The following is a 17,234-nucleotide window of genomic DNA, read 5'->3' as shown; positions in this document are numbered from 1 at the left end:
GTAGGGGTGGCTCTTCGGCGTTCCCCGAGTCAAGGCGCACAGGGAGGCCCGGAACAGCGTTTCGCGTCACATCCCGATCGCCGCAGTGCTGTGACGCGTCACAATGGAGCGCTCTGTAGCCGATCTCGGTGGAGGCCGCCGTGCCGTTGTCCCCGGAAGCGCGTTCTCTCGCCGCGCGCTGCGAGCCGCGCGTCAACGAACTGGCGCGACGCATGGCCAGAGAGGCCTTCGAGGAACTCCCCGGCTACGCGGAGCTGCCCGACGACGTGAAGGACCTGGAGATCGCGGCTACCGCGCGGTACGGCGTACGGCTGTTCCTGCGCCACGTGGACGACCCGGACACGCGGCAGCCCGGAAGGCACCGGCTGTTCCGCGAGAGGGCCGCTCAGCGCGCCGAGGAGGGCATGCCGCTGCACCTCCTGCTGCGCACGCACGCGCTCGGCTCCTACGTCCTGTGGCGGGCGCTGCGCGAAGCGGCGGAGCCCGGCGACGAGGCGGCCCTCGTCGAACTCGTCGACCTCCTGCTGCGGGTCCAGCCCGGAGTCGTCGGATCGGTCGCCGAGACGTACCTGGACGAACGGTCCGCCCTCGAGGCCGAACAGCACGCGCAGCGGCGGTCGTTGGTCCGCGGGCTGCTCGACGGGATGGTGCCGCCCGGGCACGTACTCCTCGACCAGCTCCGGCTCACGGGGCCCGCCCACGTACTCGCACTCGGCACGGACGCGGTTCCGTCGGAGGGGCCCGTGGCGGTGCGCCGCCGGCTGCGTCGGCTGCAGAGCGTCCTGGACCGCACCTTCGGTGCCGCCGTGCTCACCCTCCTGGACGGCGACGGGGGACGCGTCGTCGTCCCGGCGGACTGCCCGCCGCCCGACGAGCTGCCGCACCATCTGAGCCGGGCGAGCGGCCTGCCCGTGCGGGTGGCCGCGGTGCGGGCGGAAGGCCCCGAGCTCATACCCGACGCCGCACGCACCGCGACCGAGGTCCTGCGCATCACGCGCGCGTGCGGCCTGCCACCGGGACTGCACCGCCTCGACGACGTCCTGCTCGAGTACCACCTCTCCCGGCGCAACGAGAGCAGCCACCTCATCGCCGCCCTCCTCGACCCTGTCGCCGAGCGGCCGGAGCTCCTGGAGACGCTCCGCACGCATCTGAGCCACCAACAGGACCGCAGGGCCACCGCCGAAGCGCTCGGGCTGCACCCGAACACGGTCGACAACCGGCTGGCGAAGATCGCCGAGTGGACCGGCATCGAACTGTCCTCACCGCGCGGCACGGCTCTGGCCATCGCGGCGCTGCTCCTGCGCGACGCGGATCACTGAGCGGGAACGTGGTACTTCAGAGAGCCCTGGAACGGCAACGGCTGCACTACAAGGGGCGACCGTAGGCGCGCAGCGTACGCAGTGCGTCGATGGTCACCATGGGGCGCGCCTCCATGGCGGTCGTCGGCGCCCACTGTCGCCAATTGATCGGCCACCCGCCGTCCTCCTGCTGCTCGCTCACCAGATGGTCGAGCGAACGGGCCATCTCCTCGTCGGTGAACCAGGACCGGGCCAGCGACTCCGGCGCTTTGGCGAAGTCGTACGGGAAGTGGTGCTCGTCCGGCGCGTAGCCGGGCGCGACCGGGTAGTCCTCCCTGCGCTCCGGATCGAGCACCGCGAGCCGCTGCTCGCGCACGAGGCGGCCGAGCCGGTCGGCGGCGACCCGCGCGCGCGGGCGGTCCGGTGCGCTGTCCAGGAAGGCGACCGCGGCCTGGACCTCGTACGGGTGAGATGTCTTCAGCGACTCGACGGCCGACCAGCAGAAGTCGGTGGCCCGGAACAGCCAGGCGTTCCACACCTCGTTGCGGTGCAGCAGACCGACGACGGGCCCGGTGGCCAGCAGCTCGCTCGGCGGGTCGTCCACCACCGGGACGAACGGGGCGCAGGGATAGCCGCGTTGGCTGGGATGCACCGCCGGAAGCGCGCCTTCCGGGGTGGAGACGGCGGTCAGGTAGCGGCACACCCGCTCCACGCGCTGACCCGAGCACCGCCCGATCGAGTCGAGGACGCGCAGCGCGTGCCCGGTGTGCAGGGGCTGGCTGACGGGGCCGCGCAGGTCCGGTTCGAGGGCGTGCCCGTAGCCCTCGTCCTCGTTGCGGTACGCGGCCAGTGCCGTCTCGACGGCGTCGGCCGCCGTGGGTGAGCCGTCCAAAAAGTGATAGGCGAAGCGGCGCTGTTCAAGGACGCGTGCGGTCAGCCAGATGAATGTCTCGGCACGGGAGAGCGGGGAGCGTGCCGGGGGCGACGGGGGGAGTGGGGAAGCTCCGGTTTCGGCCATGCACCGACCGTAGGACGGAAAGCGTTCTCGGTAAGCCTCCCGAGCACGGCTGCACTCTCAGGGGCGGGATACTGGACGCATGCGGTTGACGGTCTTCTGGCAGCGAATGACGGATCACTTCGGATCCGGCTACTCCGACACGTTCGCGCGTGATCATGTGATGGCGGGGCTCGGCGGGCGAACGGTCCACCAGGCGCTCGACGCGGGCTGGGAGGCCAAGGAAGTCTGGCGTGTCGTGTGCACAGCGATGGACGTACCGGACGAGAAGCGCTGAAGAGTGACGGAACGGGGGCGGCCGCCGATTGTCGGCGGCGTGGGCGAGACTGGCAGCGTGGCAGCACCGACAGACGAAACCTTCCAGGTGGCGGACGACGCCGCGCCGCCCGGCACGACGCCGCCCGAGCGGCCGCCGGGCTCGGCGCCGACTCCGCGCGCGGGGATGCCGCGCTGGCTGCCACGCGCCATGGTGCTCGCCCTGGCCCTCATCGCCTGCTACCAGCTGGGCTACTGGGCCTTCCACCAGCTGATCGGGCTGCTGACCAATGTGCTGATCGCGTTCTTCCTTGCGCTCGCCGTGGAGCCGGCGGTCAGCAGGATGGCGGCGCGGGGGCTGCGCCGGGGCTTCGCGACCTTCCTGGTGTTCCTCGCGGTGACGGCCGTGAGCGCGGGTTTCGTCGTGCTTCTCGGGTCGATGCTCGCGGGCCAGATCGTGGACATGTTCGACGACTTCCCGAAGTACCTCGACCAGCTCATCAGCTGGGTCAACGACACGTTCCACACGGATCTCAACAGGGTCGAGGTGCAGGACAGCCTGCTGCACTCGGACTGGCTCCAGAAGTACGTCCAGAACAGTGCCACCGGTGTCCTGGACGTCTCCACGCAGGTGCTCGGCGGGCTGTTCCAGCTCCTGACGGTGCTGCTGTTCTCGTTCTACTTCGCCGCCGACGGCCCGCGCCTGCGGCGTGCGCTGTGCTCGGTCCTGCCGCCCGCCAAGCAGGCCGAGGTGCTGCGCGCCTGGGAGATCGCCGTCGACAAGACCGGTGGGTATCTCTACTCGCGTGGCCTCATGGCGCTGATCTCCGGGGTCGCGCACTACGTGCTGCTCGCGGCGCTCGGCGTCCCGTACGCGCCCGTGCTCGCCGTGTGGGTGGGGCTCGTCTCGCAGTTCATCCCGACCATCGGCACGTACCTGGCGGGCGCCCTGCCGATGCTGATCGCCTTCACCGTGGATCCCTGGTACGCGCTGTGGGTGTTCGTCTTCGTAGTCGTGTACCAGCAGTTCGAGAACTACGTGCTGCAGCCGAAGCTGACCGCGAGGACGGTGGACATTCACCCGGCGGTCGCCTTCGGCTCGGTCATCGCGGGCACCGCGCTCCTGGGGGCCGTCGGCGCCCTGATCTCGATCCCGGCCGTCGCGACGCTGCAGGCGTTCCTGGGGGCGTACGTGAAGCGCTACGACGTCACCGACGACCCGCGCGTGCACGGGCACCGCAGACGCGGGTCGTCTCTCTGGGTACGGATGCGACGCGTCGTCGTGAAGGAACCGGATTCCGGGGACCGGTAGTTCGCCTCAGGCCCCCGCGGTCGACGCGACGAGGCGGCGGAGCGAGGCGTGTCCGGGTGGCCCCCAGGAGGGCTTGCCGCCGGGGCGGCCCTGGTCGCCTGCGTGCCCGATGAGGATGCAGACCAGGGCCTTCATGACGGCCCAGCCGCGGGCGCGGCGCAGGGTGGCGGCGTCGAGGGCCGGCCGGTAGGCGCTGTGGAAGCGTTCGATGGCGCCGTCCGGCAGCAGCAGCCAGGCGGCGGCGAGGTCCCAGGCGGGATCGCCCACGCAGAGGTCACCGAAGTCGATCACGCCGCAGAATGTGCCGTCCGTGGTGAGGACGTTGGCCGGATGCAGGTCGGCGTGGAGCCACAGCGGCGGGCCCGACCACTCCGGCGCATCGGCGGCGTCCTCCCAGACCGCGCGGACGGCGTCCGGGTCGGGGATCAGGCCGTGCTCGGTGGCCTCGGCGAGTTGCTGGGCGACCCCTTCGGCATGCCCGGCCAGTGGGCCCCCACGGTCGCGGCCGGTCGGTGCCCCCTCGGGGGCCTGCCGGTGCAGAGCGGTCAGGAAGGCGGCCAGGGCGTCGGCCGACTCGGCGGCGGTGGCGGGGGCCCGGTCGGCAGGCGACCCCGGTACCCAGGTGGTGACGATCCAGGGGCGGGGAAACCGCTCGGAGGGCTCACCGAGGCGCTGCGGGACGGGAACGGGCAAGGGGAGATGCGGGGCGAGCGCGGGGAGCCATGTGTGCTCCTTGCGCAGCAGCGCGTCCGCGGACCCGGTGGCCCAGGGCAACCGGACGGCGAGGTCCTCGCCGAGCCGCCACAGCTGGTTGTCCCATCCTCGGGCGCCGAGTCTCACGGGGCGATCAGCCAGGTCGGGGTGCTGTTCGTGGAGCAGTTCCTGGACCAGCTCGGCGGTGATCTCGATCGAGGTGTGGGTCATGCGGAGCCACGGTAGTCGAGGCGCGCCGACCCGCGTGGTGCGCTTGACACCAAAATCGAACATCCATTCTTATGGAGTGTCCAGAGCCACTTTTCCCAGTGTTCCCAAGGGATTCGGGGAAGGTGGCCGGGCGAGGAGCCTCGAGTTATCCACAGGCGAGACAGGCGTCGAGGCCGATTGTCAGTGGCAGGCGTTAGCGTCTTTGGCGTGAAGCGATCGACTCAAGCAAACCGGGTGGAACCCATGGCAGGAACCGACCGCGAGAAGGCGCTCGACGCCGCGCTCGCACAGATTGAACGGCAGTTCGGCAAGGGCGCAGTGATGCGCATGGGCGAGCGGCCGAATGAGCCCATCGAGGTCATCCCCACAGGGTCGACCGCGCTCGACGTCGCGCTCGGCGTCGGTGGCATTCCGCGTGGCCGTGTGGTGGAGGTGTACGGACCGGAGTCCTCCGGTAAGACGACCCTGACCCTGCACGCCGTGGCCAACGCGCAGAAGGCCGGCGGCCAGGTGGCCTTCGTGGACGCCGAGCACGCGCTCGACCCCGAGTACGCGAAGAAGCTCGGCGTCGACATCGACAACCTGATCCTGTCCCAGCCGGACAACGGTGAGCAGGCTCTCGAGATCGTCGACATGCTGGTCCGTTCCGGCGCCCTCGACCTGATCGTCATCGACTCCGTCGCCGCGCTCGTGCCGCGCGCGGAGATCGAGGGCGAGATGGGTGACTCGCACGTGGGTCTGCAGGCCCGCCTGATGAGCCAGGCGCTCCGAAAGATCACCAGCGCGCTCAACCAGTCCAAGACCACCGCGATCTTCATTAACCAGCTGCGCGAGAAGATCGGCGTCATGTTCGGCTCGCCCGAGACCACGACCGGTGGTCGCGCGCTGAAGTTCTACGCCTCGGTGCGTATCGACATCCGTCGTATCGAGACCCTGAAGGACGGCACGGACGCGGTCGGCAACCGCACCCGCGTCAAGGTCGTCAAGAACAAGGTCGCGCCGCCCTTCAAGCAGGCCGAGTTCGACATCCTCTACGGGCAGGGCATCTCCCGCGAGGGCGGCCTGATCGACATGGGCGTGGAGCACGGCTTCGTCCGCAAGGCCGGCGCCTGGTACACGTACGAGGGCGACCAGCTCGGCCAGGGCAAGGAGAACGCGCGCAACTTCCTGAAGGACAACCCCGACCTGGCCAACGAGATCGAGAAGAAGATCAAGGAGAAGCTGGGCGTCGGCGTCCGTCCGGAGGAGCCGAGCAGCGAGCCGGCCGCGGAAGCGGCGGCGGAGGCCGTTCCTGCCGAGGACGCGGCCAAGACGGTGCCCGCACCCAAGGTGGCCAAGTCCAAGGCCGCGGCGGCCAAGAGCTAGTCCGCCGTGACACGACGAACCGACTGGGCCGATGACGACGTACGCTCCGCCGTTCCCGAGGGCCGGGGGAGCGGGGGTGGCGGGGCGTACGACGACATGGCGTACGGCGAGGCCGGGGATGACGTCGAGGCGGAGAGCGGCGCGGCGGAGGGGCCGCGCCGTGGTGGACGCAAGCGGGGCGGAGCCGGGCCGCGTGGGCGTCGGCGCCGGAGCGGATTCGGGGATCCGTCCGGCGCCGCACAGGACGACGGCCCCCCTGACTCGTCGAGGGCCGAGCGGGGGGCGCCGTCAGGAGACCCGGCTGAGCGGGCGCGGAACATCTGTCTGCGTCTGCTCACCGGGACTCCGCGCACGCGCAAGCAGTTGGCCGACGCGCTGCGCAAACGCGAGATCCCCGACGACGTGGCGGACGAGGTGCTCACCCGCTTCGAAGAGGTGGGGCTGATCAACGACAGCGCCTTCGCGGACGCGTGGGTGGAGTCGCGGCACCACGGCCGGGGACTTGCCCGCCGGGCGCTCGCCCGTGAGCTGAGGACCAAGGGCGTGGACTCGACGGTGATCGACGAGGCGGTCGGGCAGCTCGACTCCGAGCGGGAGGAGGAGACTGCGCGCGAACTCGTTGCGCGCAAGCTCCGTTCCACGCGGGGGCTCGAGCGTGACAAGCGGCTGCGCCGGCTCGCGGGGATGCTCGCCCGCAAGGGGTATCCGGAGGGCATGGCGCTGCGGGTGGTGCGGCAGGCGTTGGAGGAAGAGGGGGAGGAGACCGAGGACTTGGGGTTCGGGGAGTAAGGACTCCCCCGGGAGCCGGGAGCCGGGAGCCGGGAGCCGGGAGCCGGGAGCCGGGAGCGCCGTGTTCGCGCGCCCGGTCCACCGCGAACTACCGACGCCCCCGGCCCAGCACGACCTACCGACACTCCCGGCCCTCTACGGCCCGCCCCCTCAGGCCCCCGTCACCGGCAGCCCCGCCGCTCGCCACGCCTGGAAGCCGCCCACCAGGTCCGTCGCGCGGTGCAGGCCCAGTTGGTGCAGGGAGGCTGCGGCGAGGCTCGACGCGTAGCCCTCGTTACAGACGACCACGACGCGCAGATCGTGACCGGTGGCCTCAGGGGCGCGGTGGCTGCCACGGGGGTCGAGGCGCCACTCCAGCTCGTTGCGCTCGACCACAAGGGCCCCGGGGATCAGGCCGTCGCGCTCCCGCAGCGCCGCGTACCGGATGTCGACCAGGAGCGCCTCGCCACGGGACGCCGCGTCGAACGCGTCCCGCGCCTCGACCCGGTCGAGACCGGACCGCACCTGCTCGAGAAGCTCGTCGATGCCCACCGGTGATGAGGTGCTCACTGCCAGTCCTCCGGGCGCTCCACTGACTCCAGACGCAGCGTCGGGCCCGTGCGGCTGTAGCGCCGGATCCGGGGGAGCGGTGGGTAGTAGGCGTGGACCGAGACGGCGTGCTCGGTGGGGGACTCGTTCAGGACCTCGTGCACGTGGTGGCGGCCGAAGGCGCGTCCCTCACCCACCGTCAAGTGCCGTTTCCTGTCGACGTCTTCGGAGAGCTCCAGGGTCTTCCAGCCGTCGGTGGGAAGGCGGGCGGCGAGCGAGTTCTCCGTGAGCGCGCCGCCCGCGGTCAGGAAGGCACCGACGGACTCGGCGTGGTCGTGCCACCCCGTGCCGGTGCCCGGCGGCCAGCCGATGAGCCAGGCCTCGCTGCCGTCGGGGCCTTCGAGCCGCACCCATGTACGGCCCTCCGGATCGAGCGGCAGTGAGGCGATCAGTTCGCGGTCCTGAGCGACGCGACGGACGAATGCGAGGAGGTCGGCCTGCGTGGGCGCGACCGAGGGCGCCGGGGAAGGGGCCGTAGGGGCATGCGCAGCGGAGTGCGCGAGGGATTGCGTGAAACTGGACACCAGTACCGTCCTGGGAGTTCGCGAGAAGCATGCGCCGTCGAAACGCCGGAGGCGGGCGCGTGTAAGGAAGGGATGCGAATTCAGCAGGAGGGGTGACACACGCAGCCCGCGTAGCGGATGAGGTCCATATGGACCCTCCGCCACAGGCGTACATCGGTGTCGACCGTCACGCTCCGGAGTACACCATGGGGGCAGGAGACGGTCAACTCACCGACGGGTCCCGAGCGGATCAGCGGCCGGCGCCGCTCTTCACCGGACCCTTCTCCTCCGCGGGCCTGCCGAGGGCCGAGCGCGCGGCCTCGTAGAGTTCCGCCGGGCGTACGCCGCTCAGCGCCGTGACCAGATGGCCGTCGGGCCGGATCAGCAGCACGGTGTGCGCCGGAGCCTGGGGGTAACGCTCCGCGACAAGTAGCTCGGCCTCGTGCGGGAGCGCCGCGACGGCCGCCGCGAGCCGGGGCATCAGACCCGCCGACATCCAGTGCTTGCGCTCCCACACCCCGGTTCCGGGGGCGACGAGGACGACGAGCAGGGGCCCGCGGCCGAGCCGGTCCCGGAGCCGTACGAACGAGCCGTCGGGCGCCGTCACCTCGACGTCGGTGATTGGCGCGCCGGGCGTCGTGCCGACCTCCACCTGCGACTCGGAGCGCGCGGGCGCGAGCGGCGAGTCGGAGTACGCCCCCGGCGCACCGAGCGGACCGTGCCCCAAGTGACCGTCCGTGAGCAGCGCGTCGTGCCCGCGGGCGGCACCGGGGACGTACGCCCGCAGCCCGCCGCCACCGCGCAGTATCGGCAGCGCCTGGTCCGCCGCGCGCAGCCGTCCGGCCACCACGGCACGACGCTCGGTCTGGTAGCTGTCGAGCAGCGCGTCGGTGGCGGAGTGCGCCCCGTCGTGCCAGGCGAGGGCCAGCTTCCAGGCGAGGTTGTCGGCGTCGCGCAGCCCCTCGTCCAGGCCCTGGGTGCCGAGCGCGCCAAGCAGGTGCGCCGCGTCCCCCGCGAGGAAGACGCGGCCCACGCGCCAACGGCGGGCGAGCCGGTGGTGGACCGTATGCACTCCGGTGTCGAGCAGTTCGTACGGCGGGGTGGAGCCTCCGCACCAGCCCGCGAGGGTCTCCCGGATGCGGGTCACGAGGACATCCGGGGTGACCAGGTCGCTGCGGGGCGGCAGCAGCCAGTCCAGGCGCCAGACGCCGTCGGCGAGGGGGCGGCCGACGACCTCCGAGCCCGAGCGGCCCGAGGTCCGCCACGGAGGGTTCCGATGGAGCAACGCCTCACCGGGCCACGGAAGTTCCGCACGCAGCGCGGCGACCGCGTGTCGTTCCACGGCGGTGCGGCCGGGAAAGCGGATGTCGAGGAGCTTGCGGACCGTGGAGCGCGGACCGTCGCAGCCCACGAGATAACTGCCGCGCCACCACGTGCCCTTGGGGCCGCGGGTGTGTGCGGTCAGGCCCGTCTTCTCCTCCTCGAGCGAGTCGAGGCGGCTGTTGACGGCGACCTTGATGAGCTGCTCGGCGTCGACGGCCCTGCGCAGGGCGTCGGTCAGATCGTGCTGGGCGATGTGCAACGGTGCGGGCAGCGTCGCGCCGGGCGATACCGGCCCACCGGGTGACCCCGGTCCACCGGATGCTCCCGGCTCACCCTGCGTGTTCTGCTCACCGAAGGTGAGCACACCCATCACTTGCTTGCGGCGCATCGAGCGCCATCCGGTCCAGCGGGCGCCGATGCCATCGAACGACGTGCCGGCGAGCCGCTCCGCAAGCGCCGCGGTGTCCTCGCGCAGCACCACCGTGCGGGCGGGCCGCTGTTCGTCCTTGCCGGGGCCCTCGTCCAGGATCACGGACGGTACGCCGTGCCGCGCGAGGGCGAGGGACAGCGCGAGCCCGACGGGACCCGCGCCGACAACGATCACCGGGTCCACGGCGCGGCCCCTCCCGCCCCGAGAGACCCGCCGGGAAGTGTCCCGTGCCAGGGCACGGGCGGCGTACTGGACGTGCAAGGACGGGCAGTTGGAGCGGGGTGCGCGTTCACAGAGCGTATGCAACCCATTGCCGGTGCTTGCGTCAAGTGACGGCGGCAGTGGCGATCACGCCACTGCCGCCGTGCGACTCGGAACCCGCGCCCGAGGTCGGGTCAACTCCTCGGCGAACCGGGTCCTTCGGATCGGTCATCCGTCTCCGGCCGCTCGACGGCCTCGGCGGCGGCCGAGCCGTGGCCCGCCCCGCCGGGCAGGTCCGCGGCGTCCATCAGACCGCCCTCGGCGACGGGTTCGGCGGCCGCGGCCACCTTGATGCCCGTCTTGGCGCGGCGCCCGCGCCGCTCGATCCAGTTGGCGAGCCCGGACAGGGCCAGACACATCAGGACGTAGATCGTGCCGGTCACGATGAGTACCGGAACGTACGGGTATTCGCCTTCGACCAACGTGTTGTTGGCCAGCTTGCGGGCCGCGTACAGGAGCTCCGCGTACGTGATGATGTAGCCGAGCGAGGTGTCCTTGAGGGTGACCACCAGCTGGCTGATAATCGTCGGCAGCATCGAGCGGATCGCCTGCGGCAGCAGCAGCATGGTCATCACTTGATACTTGCGCAGCCCCAGTGCGTAGGCCGCCTCGACCTGGCCGCGTGGCACGGCCTGGAAGCCGGCCCGCAGCACCTCCGCCTGTACACAGCTGTTGTAGACCGTGAGGCCGATCACCAGCGCCCAGAAGGAGTTGTTCTGGCCGACGACGCCCAGGTCGCTCTTGTAGGTGAGGAAAAGAACCCACAGGGCGTAAATGGTGATCAGCAGCGGGATGGCGCGGAACAGCTCGATGAAGCCGGTGGCGAACCAGCGGATCGGCCGGTGCTCCGAGTAACGGGCCACCGCCAGGACGACGCCGAACACCAGCGACAGCGCGCCCGCGGCGGCGAAGACCTTCAGGGTGGTCAGGATGCCGTCACGGATCGCCGCACGAACGTTGGCGTAGTTGAAGATGTCCCACTTGGCCGCGGCGAACTGGTCCTTGGACGCGAGCTGCATGACCACGAAGACGATGAGACCGACGACCGCGAGCGTACCGACGACGGTGTAGATCCGGTTGCGCGTGCGGGCCTTGGGGCCCGGGGCGTCGTAGAGAACGCTGGCACTCATCGGGCGACCTCCAGGGTCCTCTCGAGCACCCGGAACAAGATGCTGATGGCGAAGGTGATGACCAGGTAGCCGAGCGCCACCCACAGGAAGACCCAGGCGATCGGGTACCCCTGGTCGCTCAACAGCTTCTGCCAGCCGAACAGTTCGGTGACGCTGAAGGCGCCCGCGATGGCCGAGTTCTTGGTCAGCGCGATGAAGATGGAGCTCAGCGGCGGCAGTACGGTGCGCACCGCCTGCGGCAGGATGACCAGGCCGAGCGTCTGGAAGAACGACATGCCGATCGAGCGCGCCGCCTCGGCCTGCCCGAGCGGCACGGTGCTGATGCCGGAGCGCACCGCCTCGCAGACGAACGACGAGGTGTAGCAGCTCAGCACGATCAGGGCCTTGACCCACGGGCTGAAGCCGAAGTCGAGGACCTGGGGCACCGCGAACCAGATGACGAGGAACAGCAGCGTCAGCGGGGTGTTGCGGAACAGCGTGACCCAGGCGGTGCCGAAGTACCGCAGGGGCGGTACGGGGGAGACCCGGAAACCGGCGAGGATCGTGCCGAGCAGCATCGCGACGAGGCCACTGGCCAGGGTCAGGCCTATGGTGCCGAGGAATCCCTCGCGGAATTCCGAAAGGTGGTCGAGCAGTACATTCACGGGGAGTTCCTCGTGGGGCGGCAGCGGTCGGGCAGGGGGAGCCGCGCCCTGTACGCCGTCGCGGACGTCGTGCTCGGCGCGACGGCGTACAGGGGTGCGGTCAACTCACTGCCTGCGAGAGACAGGCGGCTGGACGCTCAGGAGCGCTGAACGCTCAGTAGCGCTCCAGGGCCGGCGGCTCCACGTAGTCGGCGCCCGAGAGGCCGAGCGTCGCGTCGTAGGCCTTCTTGTAGTCACCGTTCTTCTCGTGCGCCTCGATGGCGTCCGAGACCGCGTCGCGCAGGGCCTTGTCGTCCTTGGCCATGCCGACGCCGTAGGGCTCCTCGGTGAAGGGCTTGCCGACGACCCTGAGCTTCTTCGGGTTCTGCGCCGCGTAGCCCTTGAGGATGGCGTCGTCGGTGGTGACGGCGTCGACCTCGTTGTTGAGCAGCTGCTGCACGCACTCCGAGTACTTCGCCAGCTCTACGGTCTCGGCGCCGTACTTGGGCTTCTTGATCTCCTGAAGCGGGGTCGAGCCCTTGATGGAGCAGACCTTCTTGCCCTTCAGGGAGGTCGGGCCCGTGATGCCCTTCTCGTCCTGGCGGACCAGGAGGTCGGCGCCGGCCTGCATGTACGGGCCCGCGAAGCCGACCTGCTTCTTGCGCTCGTCGTTGATCGTGTACGTGCCTACGTAGAGGTCGACATCGCCCTTGGAGATGGTGGTCTCGCGGACACCCGAGTCGATCGTCTTGAACGTGATCTGGTCGGCCTTGAAACCGAGGTCGGCCGCGACCATCTTGGCGATCTCGATGTCGAAGCCGGAGCGCTTGCCACTGGAGTCCTGGAAGCCCAGGTACGGCTGGTCGTCCTTGGAACCAATGACGATCTTGCCGGCCTTCTGGGCCTTCTTCAGGGTCGCGGAGTCGACCTTCACATCGCTCTTCACCGCGTACGTGGGCAGCTTGGGCTGGTTCTTGCCACCCGAGGCCCCGGCGGGCTTGTCGCCTGCGTTGCCGGACTCGCCGCCACAGGCGGTGGCGGTGAGCGCGAGCGCGGCGACGGCGGCAGCCGCTGCGGCGGACTTACGGAGCTTCATGGTGAACATCCTTCGTGTCGGCAGATTCGGCAGTAGGGAATAAGGCAACACGCGTGCGCGGGGCCCGAGTTGAGGGCCCGCGCGGGGCGCGTGTCTAGTGGTGCAGGATCTTCGACAGGAAGTCCTTGGCCCGGTCGCTGCGCGGATTGCTGAAGAACTGGTCGGGGACGGCCTCCTCGACGATCCGGCCGTCCGCCATGAAGACGACGCGGTTGGCCGCGGAACGGGCGAAGCCCATCTCGTGCGTGACCACCACCATCGTCATGCCGTCCCGTGCGAGCTGTTGCATCACTTCCAGGACCTCGTTGATCATCTCCGGGTCGAGCGCCGACGTCGGCTCGTCGAAGAGCATCACCTTCGGGTCCATCGCCAACGCCCGTGCGATGGCGACGCGTTGCTGCTGGCCGCCGGAGAGCTGTGCGGGGTACTTGTCGGCCTGTGCGGCGACACCGACCCGGTCGAGGAGCGCACGCGCCTTGTCCTCGGCCGTCTTCTTGTCCGCCTTGCGGACCTTGACCTGCCCCAGCGTCACGTTCTCCAGCACCGTCTTGTGCGCGAAGAGGTTGAAGGACTGGAAGACCATCCCCACATCCGCGCGCAGGCGTGCCAGCTCCTTGCCCTCCTGGGGCAGCGGCTTGCCGTCGATCGCGATGTCGCCGGAATCGACGGTCTCCAGACGGTTGATCGTGCGGCACAGCGTCGACTTGCCGGAGCCAGACGGGCCGATGACGACGACGACCTCACCTCGCGCGATGGTCAGGTCGATGTCCTGGAGCACGTGCAACGCGCCGAAGTGCTTGTTGACTCGGCTCAGTGCGACCAGTGCGTCGCCCGCAGGGGGAGTGGCGTCCTTGGTCACCGAAACTTCGGTCATCGGGGTCTTGCTCCGTCCTCCTCGGTTGGGAGGACAGTAGTAACCCCGTACGACCAGCGTCATTACATCTGAGGGGAAATTGAGCATAACGATCCGGCCGCAACCGGACACTATGCGTGAAGGGGGCGCGGGGCGCTCATACCGGCTGCATAACGGAACACGGCCGTAACCGGAAGGCTCTTGACGTCGTCCTTACTTTTCGGAGTGGATGCCTTGATGAACCGCGCGGTAGAGGTGAGGGGGCGTAATGAGACTGCTTCTCGTCGAGGACGACGACCACGTGGCCGGTGCCCTTTCGGCGGTCCTTTCCCGGCACGGCTTCGAGGTCCGGCACGCGCGCAGCGGTGAGGAGGCCCTGCAGGCGCTGGTGCCCGAGGCGGACGCCTTCGGTGTCGTGCTGCTCGATCTGGGCCTGCCCGACCTGGACGGCTACGAGGTGTGCGGCAGGATCCGCAAGCGCACCACGACGCCCGTGATCATGGTGACCGCGCGCGCGGACGTACGGTCGCGCATCCATGGACTCAACCTCGGTGCGGACGACTACGTAGTGAAGCCGTACGACATAGGGGAGTTGCTCGCCCGCATCCATGCGGTGAGCCGCCGTACGGTGCAGGAGGAACCCGCCGCCACTGTCGACCACGAGGTGCAGTTCGGGGACGTCAGCATCGATCTGCCCACCCGTAAGGTCGCGGTCGCGGGAGAGGTGGTCCAGCTCACCCGCAAGGAGTTCGACCTGCTCGCCCTCCTGGCGCAGCGTCCGGGCGTCGTCTTCCGTAGGGAGCAGATCATCAGCGAGGTGTGGCGGACCAGTTGGGAGGGCACGGGGCGCACCCTGGAGGTGCATGTGGCCTCGCTGCGCTCCAAGTTGCACATGCCCACGCTCATCGAGACCGTGCGGGGAGTCGGTTACCGGCTCGTCGCCCCGGCCGCGTAACAGAAGCCGTAGAGTCCTGGCGTGCGAGCCCGCCTGCTTCCCCTGCTCATCGTCCTCATGGCGGGCGTGCTGCTCGCACTCGGGTTTCCGCTGGCCGTGAGCGTGGCCTCCGCCCAGCAGCAGAAGGTGGTCGTCGACCGCATCGACGACACCGCGCGGTTCGCTTCCCTCGCGCAGTTCGTGACCACGCGCCCGGACAAGGCGGGCAAGGGCGAGAAGCTGGTGAGCGACGAGCGGCAGCAGACGCTGCGCACCGAACTCGCCCGCTACCACGAGGTGTACGGAATCAAGGCGGGCGTCTTCTACCGGGACGAGCAGCCCATGGGGCGCGCGCCCGACGACTTCCGGATGCCGCCGCCCGGCTCCGCCGGTGAGCTGCGCGCCGCGTTCGACGAGGCGCTGTACTCGCGCGGCAGCCACGATCCGCCGCAGGTGTGGCCGTGGCAGCGGGGCCGGCTCGTGGTCGCGTCGCCCGTCATCCGGGACGGTGATGTCGTCGCGGTCGTGGTCACCGAGTCGCCGACCGGCGCGATGCGCAGCGCGACACTGCGCGGCTGGCTGGTCATCGGCGCCGGTGAGGTGGCCGCGATGCTGCTCTCCGTGGGCGCCGCGCTGCGGCTGACCGGCTGGGTGCTGCGGCCCGTACGGGTGCTGGACGCGACGACCCACGACATCGCCACGGGGCGACTTAAGTCGCGGGTCGCGGCGGCCGGCGGACCGCCGGAACTCCGGCGCCTGGCCCGGTCGTTCAACGAGATGGCGGACAACGTCGAGGACGTGCTCGAGCAGCAGCGCGCCTTCGTCGCGGATGCCTCGCACCAGCTGCGCAACCCGCTCGCCGCCCTGATGCTGCGCATCGACGTACTGGCACTCGAACTGCCGGATGGGAACGAGGAGATCGGGTCGGTCAAGGCCGAGGGCAAGCGCCTCGGCCGGGTCCTCGACGACCTGCTCGACCTGGCCCTTGCCGAGCACGCCGCCGCGGACCTTCAGCTCACCGACATCGGCGAGCTGGCCGCCGAGCGGGTGGAGGCCTGGCGCCCGCTGGCGGACGACAAGGGCGTACGGCTCGTGGCCAACTGCCCGGCGGTGACGGGCTGGGCCGATCCGGTCGCGCTGTCCAGCGCCCTGGACGCGGTCGTCGACAACGCCCTGAAGTTCACGCCCGAGGGTGAGCAGGTGACCGTCACGGCCGAGGCCACCGGTGACGCGACGGTGATCGAGGTCGCGGACGGCGGGCCGGGCCTGAGCGAAGAGGAACTCGCCCGGATCGGCGACCGGTTCTGGCGCAGCGGGCGGCACCAGAACATCAAGGGCTCGGGCCTCGGCCTGTCCATCTCGCGGGCGCTGCTGACAGCGGGCGGCGGCTCCCTCGGGTACGCGCGGCGGGAACCGCACGGCCTGGAGGTGACGCTGCGGGTGCCCAGGACGGCACCGGTGCCGGTCCAGGGGGTCGCGGAGACGGGCGACGGGCCCGGCCGCTCGGAGAACGGTTCAGGCCGGGAGGCGGCCGCTCAGGGCTTGACCGAGCGGTAGTAGCGGCGCGCGCCCTCGTGGAGGGTGAGCGGGTTCGTGTAGACGGCCGTTCTGAGGTCGACGAGCTGCGCCGCGTGCACCTGCGCCCCGATGTGGTCGCGGCTGTCGATGACGGTGCGGGTGACCGCCTCGGTCAGCTCAGGGTCCACCCGGTCGGTCGTCACCAGCAGGTTTGCCACCGCCAACGTGTTGACGGGCGCGCCCTGTTGGGCCGCCGGGTAGGCGTCGGCGGGCATCACGGCGGCCCGGTAGTAGCGCGAGTAGCCGCCCATGGCGTGCAGATCGTCGACCAGCGAGCCGAGTTCGACGAGCCGGATCGGGGCGTCCTCGGACAGCTCCCGTACGTGGTTGGTGGGCAGCCCCCCGGACCAGAAGAACGCGTCGATCTCGCCCGACTCCAGGGCGCGCGGCATGGCGTCTATGCCGATGCCCACCTCGGTGACGTCCTTGCGGACGTCGAGCCCCGCCGCCTTCAGGATCCGCTCGGCGATCAGCCGCACCCCCGAACTCCGACCGCCCACCGCCACCTTCATGCCGCGCAGGTCGGCGACCTTGTCCACGGACGAGGACCGCTTCACGACGAGCTGCATGTAGTCGTCGTAGAGGCGGGCGCAGCCGCGCAGCCGGTCCGCTCCGGCCCGGCCCTCCGACTGGTACTTGGCGACCGCGTCCGCCGCGGCGATGGTGAAGTCCGCCTTCCCGGTGGCCACGCGCTGCACGTTCTCCCAGGAGCCCTGGCTGCCGGTGAGGGTGACACCCAGGTCGGGCAGGTCGCGGTCCACGGCACGCTTGAGGAGCTTGCCGTACTTCTCGTAGACGCCCGTGCGCGCGCCGGTGCTGAAGGTCACCTGGCCCCGAGGGGACTGCTCACCGAACGGAAGCAGCCACCACAACAGCAGGCCGAACACCACGAGTCCGGCCACGGAACCCATGAGGGCGCTGCGGCGGGTCACGCGGAGGAGCGGCTGCGGCATGGCG

The 17,234-nt window shown here is 70.3% G+C and carries 18 protein-coding genes; 7 read left to right on the top strand and 11 right to left on the bottom strand.

Translation table 11 applies throughout. The features are described 5' to 3' along the window. Window positions 1–140 precede the first annotated feature (140 nt). Window positions 141–1,319 carry a PucR family transcriptional regulator gene (locus ACOKM3_RS13150; RefSeq protein WP_426900119.1) on the top strand — a complete coding sequence of 393 codons (1,179 nt, stop codon included), beginning with the start codon at window positions 141–143 and terminating at the stop codon, window positions 1,317–1,319. Between the two features lie 46 nt (window positions 1,320–1,365). Here the strand turns inward: ACOKM3_RS13150 and ACOKM3_RS13145 are convergent, their stop codons facing one another. Continuing rightward, entirely contained in the window at window positions 1,366–2,316 is a 951-nt protein-coding gene (locus tag ACOKM3_RS13145) for a hypothetical protein (RefSeq protein ID WP_426900118.1), read from the bottom strand. A 79-nt stretch (window positions 2,317–2,395) separates the two neighbouring features. Here ACOKM3_RS13145 and ACOKM3_RS13140 point away from each other — a divergent pair, with 79 nt between their 5' ends. Next, the gene (locus ACOKM3_RS13140; RefSeq protein WP_327661199.1) at window positions 2,396–2,590 is read left to right on the top strand and encodes a DUF3046 domain-containing protein; all 195 of its coding nucleotides are present in this window, start codon (window positions 2,396–2,398) and stop codon (window positions 2,588–2,590) included. 87 nt (window positions 2,591–2,677) lie between these two features. Continuing rightward, the gene (locus ACOKM3_RS13135; protein ID WP_426906785.1) at window positions 2,678–3,880 is read left to right on the top strand and encodes an AI-2E family transporter; all 1,203 of its coding nucleotides are present in this window, start codon (window positions 2,678–2,680) and stop codon (window positions 3,878–3,880) included. A 6-nt stretch (window positions 3,881–3,886) separates the two neighbouring features. On the opposite strand, the gene ACOKM3_RS13130 is transcribed toward ACOKM3_RS13135, so the two are convergent. Continuing rightward, complete coding sequence (locus ACOKM3_RS13130; protein ID WP_426900116.1) at window positions 3,887–4,804, bottom strand: aminoglycoside phosphotransferase family protein; 918 nt, start codon at window positions 4,802–4,804, stop codon at window positions 3,887–3,889. 243 nt (window positions 4,805–5,047) lie between these two features. Between ACOKM3_RS13130 and recA the strand changes: the two genes are divergently transcribed. Both recA and recX read left to right on the top strand, forming a co-directional pair. Beyond that, a complete protein-coding gene (gene recA / locus ACOKM3_RS13125; protein ID WP_426900114.1) occupies window positions 5,048–6,169 on the top strand; it encodes a recombinase RecA in 1,122 nt (373 codons plus the stop codon). A gap of 6 nt (window positions 6,170–6,175) precedes the next feature. Continuing rightward, on the top strand, window positions 6,176–6,958 hold the full coding sequence (gene recX / locus ACOKM3_RS13120; protein ID WP_426900112.1) for a recombination regulator RecX: 783 nt from the start codon (window positions 6,176–6,178) through the stop codon (window positions 6,956–6,958). A gap of 150 nt (window positions 6,959–7,108) precedes the next feature. On the opposite strand, the gene ACOKM3_RS13115 is transcribed toward recX, so the two are convergent. The 8 genes from ACOKM3_RS13115 to ACOKM3_RS13080 all read right to left on the bottom strand — a co-directional run bounded on the left by ACOKM3_RS13115 (window position 7,109) and on the right by ACOKM3_RS13080 (window position 13,786). Beyond that, on the bottom strand, window positions 7,109–7,507 hold the full coding sequence (locus ACOKM3_RS13115) for a rhodanese-like domain-containing protein (protein ID WP_426900110.1): 399 nt from the start codon (window positions 7,505–7,507) through the stop codon (window positions 7,109–7,111). Then, complete coding sequence (locus ACOKM3_RS13110; protein WP_426900108.1) at window positions 7,504–8,070, bottom strand: cupin domain-containing protein; 567 nt, start codon at window positions 8,068–8,070, stop codon at window positions 7,504–7,506. The genes ACOKM3_RS13115 and ACOKM3_RS13110 overlap by 4 nt, the downstream gene beginning before the upstream one ends. An 80-nt stretch (window positions 8,071–8,150) precedes the next feature. Then, complete coding sequence (locus ACOKM3_RS13105) at window positions 8,151–8,240, bottom strand: putative leader peptide (protein WP_323187227.1); 90 nt, start codon at window positions 8,238–8,240, stop codon at window positions 8,151–8,153. A 59-nt stretch (window positions 8,241–8,299) separates the two neighbouring features. Continuing rightward, complete coding sequence (locus ACOKM3_RS13100) at window positions 8,300–9,985, bottom strand: FAD-dependent monooxygenase (protein ID WP_426900106.1); 1,686 nt, start codon at window positions 9,983–9,985, stop codon at window positions 8,300–8,302. A gap of 212 nt (window positions 9,986–10,197) precedes the next feature. Continuing rightward, window positions 10,198–11,193 carry an amino acid ABC transporter permease gene (locus ACOKM3_RS13095; protein ID WP_426900104.1) on the bottom strand — a complete coding sequence of 332 codons (996 nt, stop codon included), beginning with the start codon at window positions 11,191–11,193 and terminating at the stop codon, window positions 10,198–10,200. Next, a complete protein-coding gene (locus ACOKM3_RS13090) occupies window positions 11,190–11,837 on the bottom strand; it encodes an amino acid ABC transporter permease (RefSeq protein ID WP_426900102.1) in 648 nt (215 codons plus the stop codon). Before ACOKM3_RS13090 ends, ACOKM3_RS13095 begins: the two co-directional genes overlap by 4 nt. A gap of 154 nt (window positions 11,838–11,991) precedes the next feature. Beyond that, complete coding sequence (locus ACOKM3_RS13085; protein ID WP_426900100.1) at window positions 11,992–12,912, bottom strand: glutamate ABC transporter substrate-binding protein; 921 nt, start codon at window positions 12,910–12,912, stop codon at window positions 11,992–11,994. Window positions 12,913–13,006: 94 nt separating this feature from the next. Further along, complete coding sequence (locus tag ACOKM3_RS13080) at window positions 13,007–13,786, bottom strand: amino acid ABC transporter ATP-binding protein (protein WP_426900098.1); 780 nt, start codon at window positions 13,784–13,786, stop codon at window positions 13,007–13,009. Window positions 13,787–14,033: 247 nt separating this feature from the next. Between ACOKM3_RS13080 and ACOKM3_RS13075 the strand changes: the two genes are divergently transcribed. Continuing rightward, complete coding sequence (locus ACOKM3_RS13075) at window positions 14,034–14,720, top strand: response regulator transcription factor (RefSeq protein WP_426900096.1); 687 nt, start codon at window positions 14,034–14,036, stop codon at window positions 14,718–14,720. 21 nt (window positions 14,721–14,741) lie between these two features. Then, window positions 14,742–16,256, top strand: coding sequence for a sensor histidine kinase (locus ACOKM3_RS13070; RefSeq protein WP_426900094.1), 1,515 nt, complete (start codon window positions 14,742–14,744; stop codon window positions 16,254–16,256). Here ACOKM3_RS13070 and ACOKM3_RS13065 read toward each other — a convergent pair. Then, the gene (locus ACOKM3_RS13065; protein ID WP_426900092.1) at window positions 16,235–17,230 is read right to left on the bottom strand and encodes a TAXI family TRAP transporter solute-binding subunit; all 996 of its coding nucleotides are present in this window, start codon (window positions 17,228–17,230) and stop codon (window positions 16,235–16,237) included. The two genes, ACOKM3_RS13070 and ACOKM3_RS13065, sit on opposite strands and share 22 nt — an antisense overlap. Between the last annotated feature and the right edge of the window lie 4 nt (window positions 17,231–17,234).

The organism is Streptomyces nidicola (assembly GCF_050106155.1).
Lineage (GTDB): Bacteria > Actinomycetota > Actinomycetes > Streptomycetales > Streptomycetaceae > Streptomyces.
Note: the sequence above shows the minus strand (reverse complement) of the source record. Positions and strands in the feature narration are given on the sequence as shown.

Excerpts from the sequence above, each read along its gene's own strand:
- ACOKM3_RS13145 (WP_426900118.1), bottom strand. The coding sequence starts at position 2,316 with ATGGCCGAAACCGGAGCTTCCCCACTCCCCCCGTCGCCCCCGGCACGC.
- ACOKM3_RS13140 (WP_327661199.1), top strand. The coding sequence starts at position 2,396 with ATGCGGTTGACGGTCTTCTGGCAGCGAATGACGGATCACTTCGGATCC.
- ACOKM3_RS13130 (WP_426900116.1), bottom strand. The coding sequence starts at position 4,804 with ATGACCCACACCTCGATCGAGATCACCGCCGAGCTGGTCCAGGAACTG.
- recA (WP_426900114.1), top strand. The coding sequence starts at position 5,048 with ATGGCAGGAACCGACCGCGAGAAGGCGCTCGACGCCGCGCTCGCACAG.
- ACOKM3_RS13095 (WP_426900104.1), bottom strand. The coding sequence starts at position 11,193 with ATGAGTGCCAGCGTTCTCTACGACGCCCCGGGCCCCAAGGCCCGCACG.
- ACOKM3_RS13085 (WP_426900100.1), bottom strand. The coding sequence starts at position 12,912 with ATGAAGCTCCGTAAGTCCGCCGCAGCGGCTGCCGCCGTCGCCGCGCTC.
- ACOKM3_RS13080 (WP_426900098.1), bottom strand. The coding sequence starts at position 13,786 with ATGACCGAAGTTTCGGTGACCAAGGACGCCACTCCCCCTGCGGGCGAC.
- ACOKM3_RS13075 (WP_426900096.1), top strand. The coding sequence starts at position 14,034 with ATGAGACTGCTTCTCGTCGAGGACGACGACCACGTGGCCGGTGCCCTT.
- ACOKM3_RS13065 (WP_426900092.1), bottom strand. The coding sequence starts at position 17,230 with ATGCCGCAGCCGCTCCTCCGCGTGACCCGCCGCAGCGCCCTCATGGGT.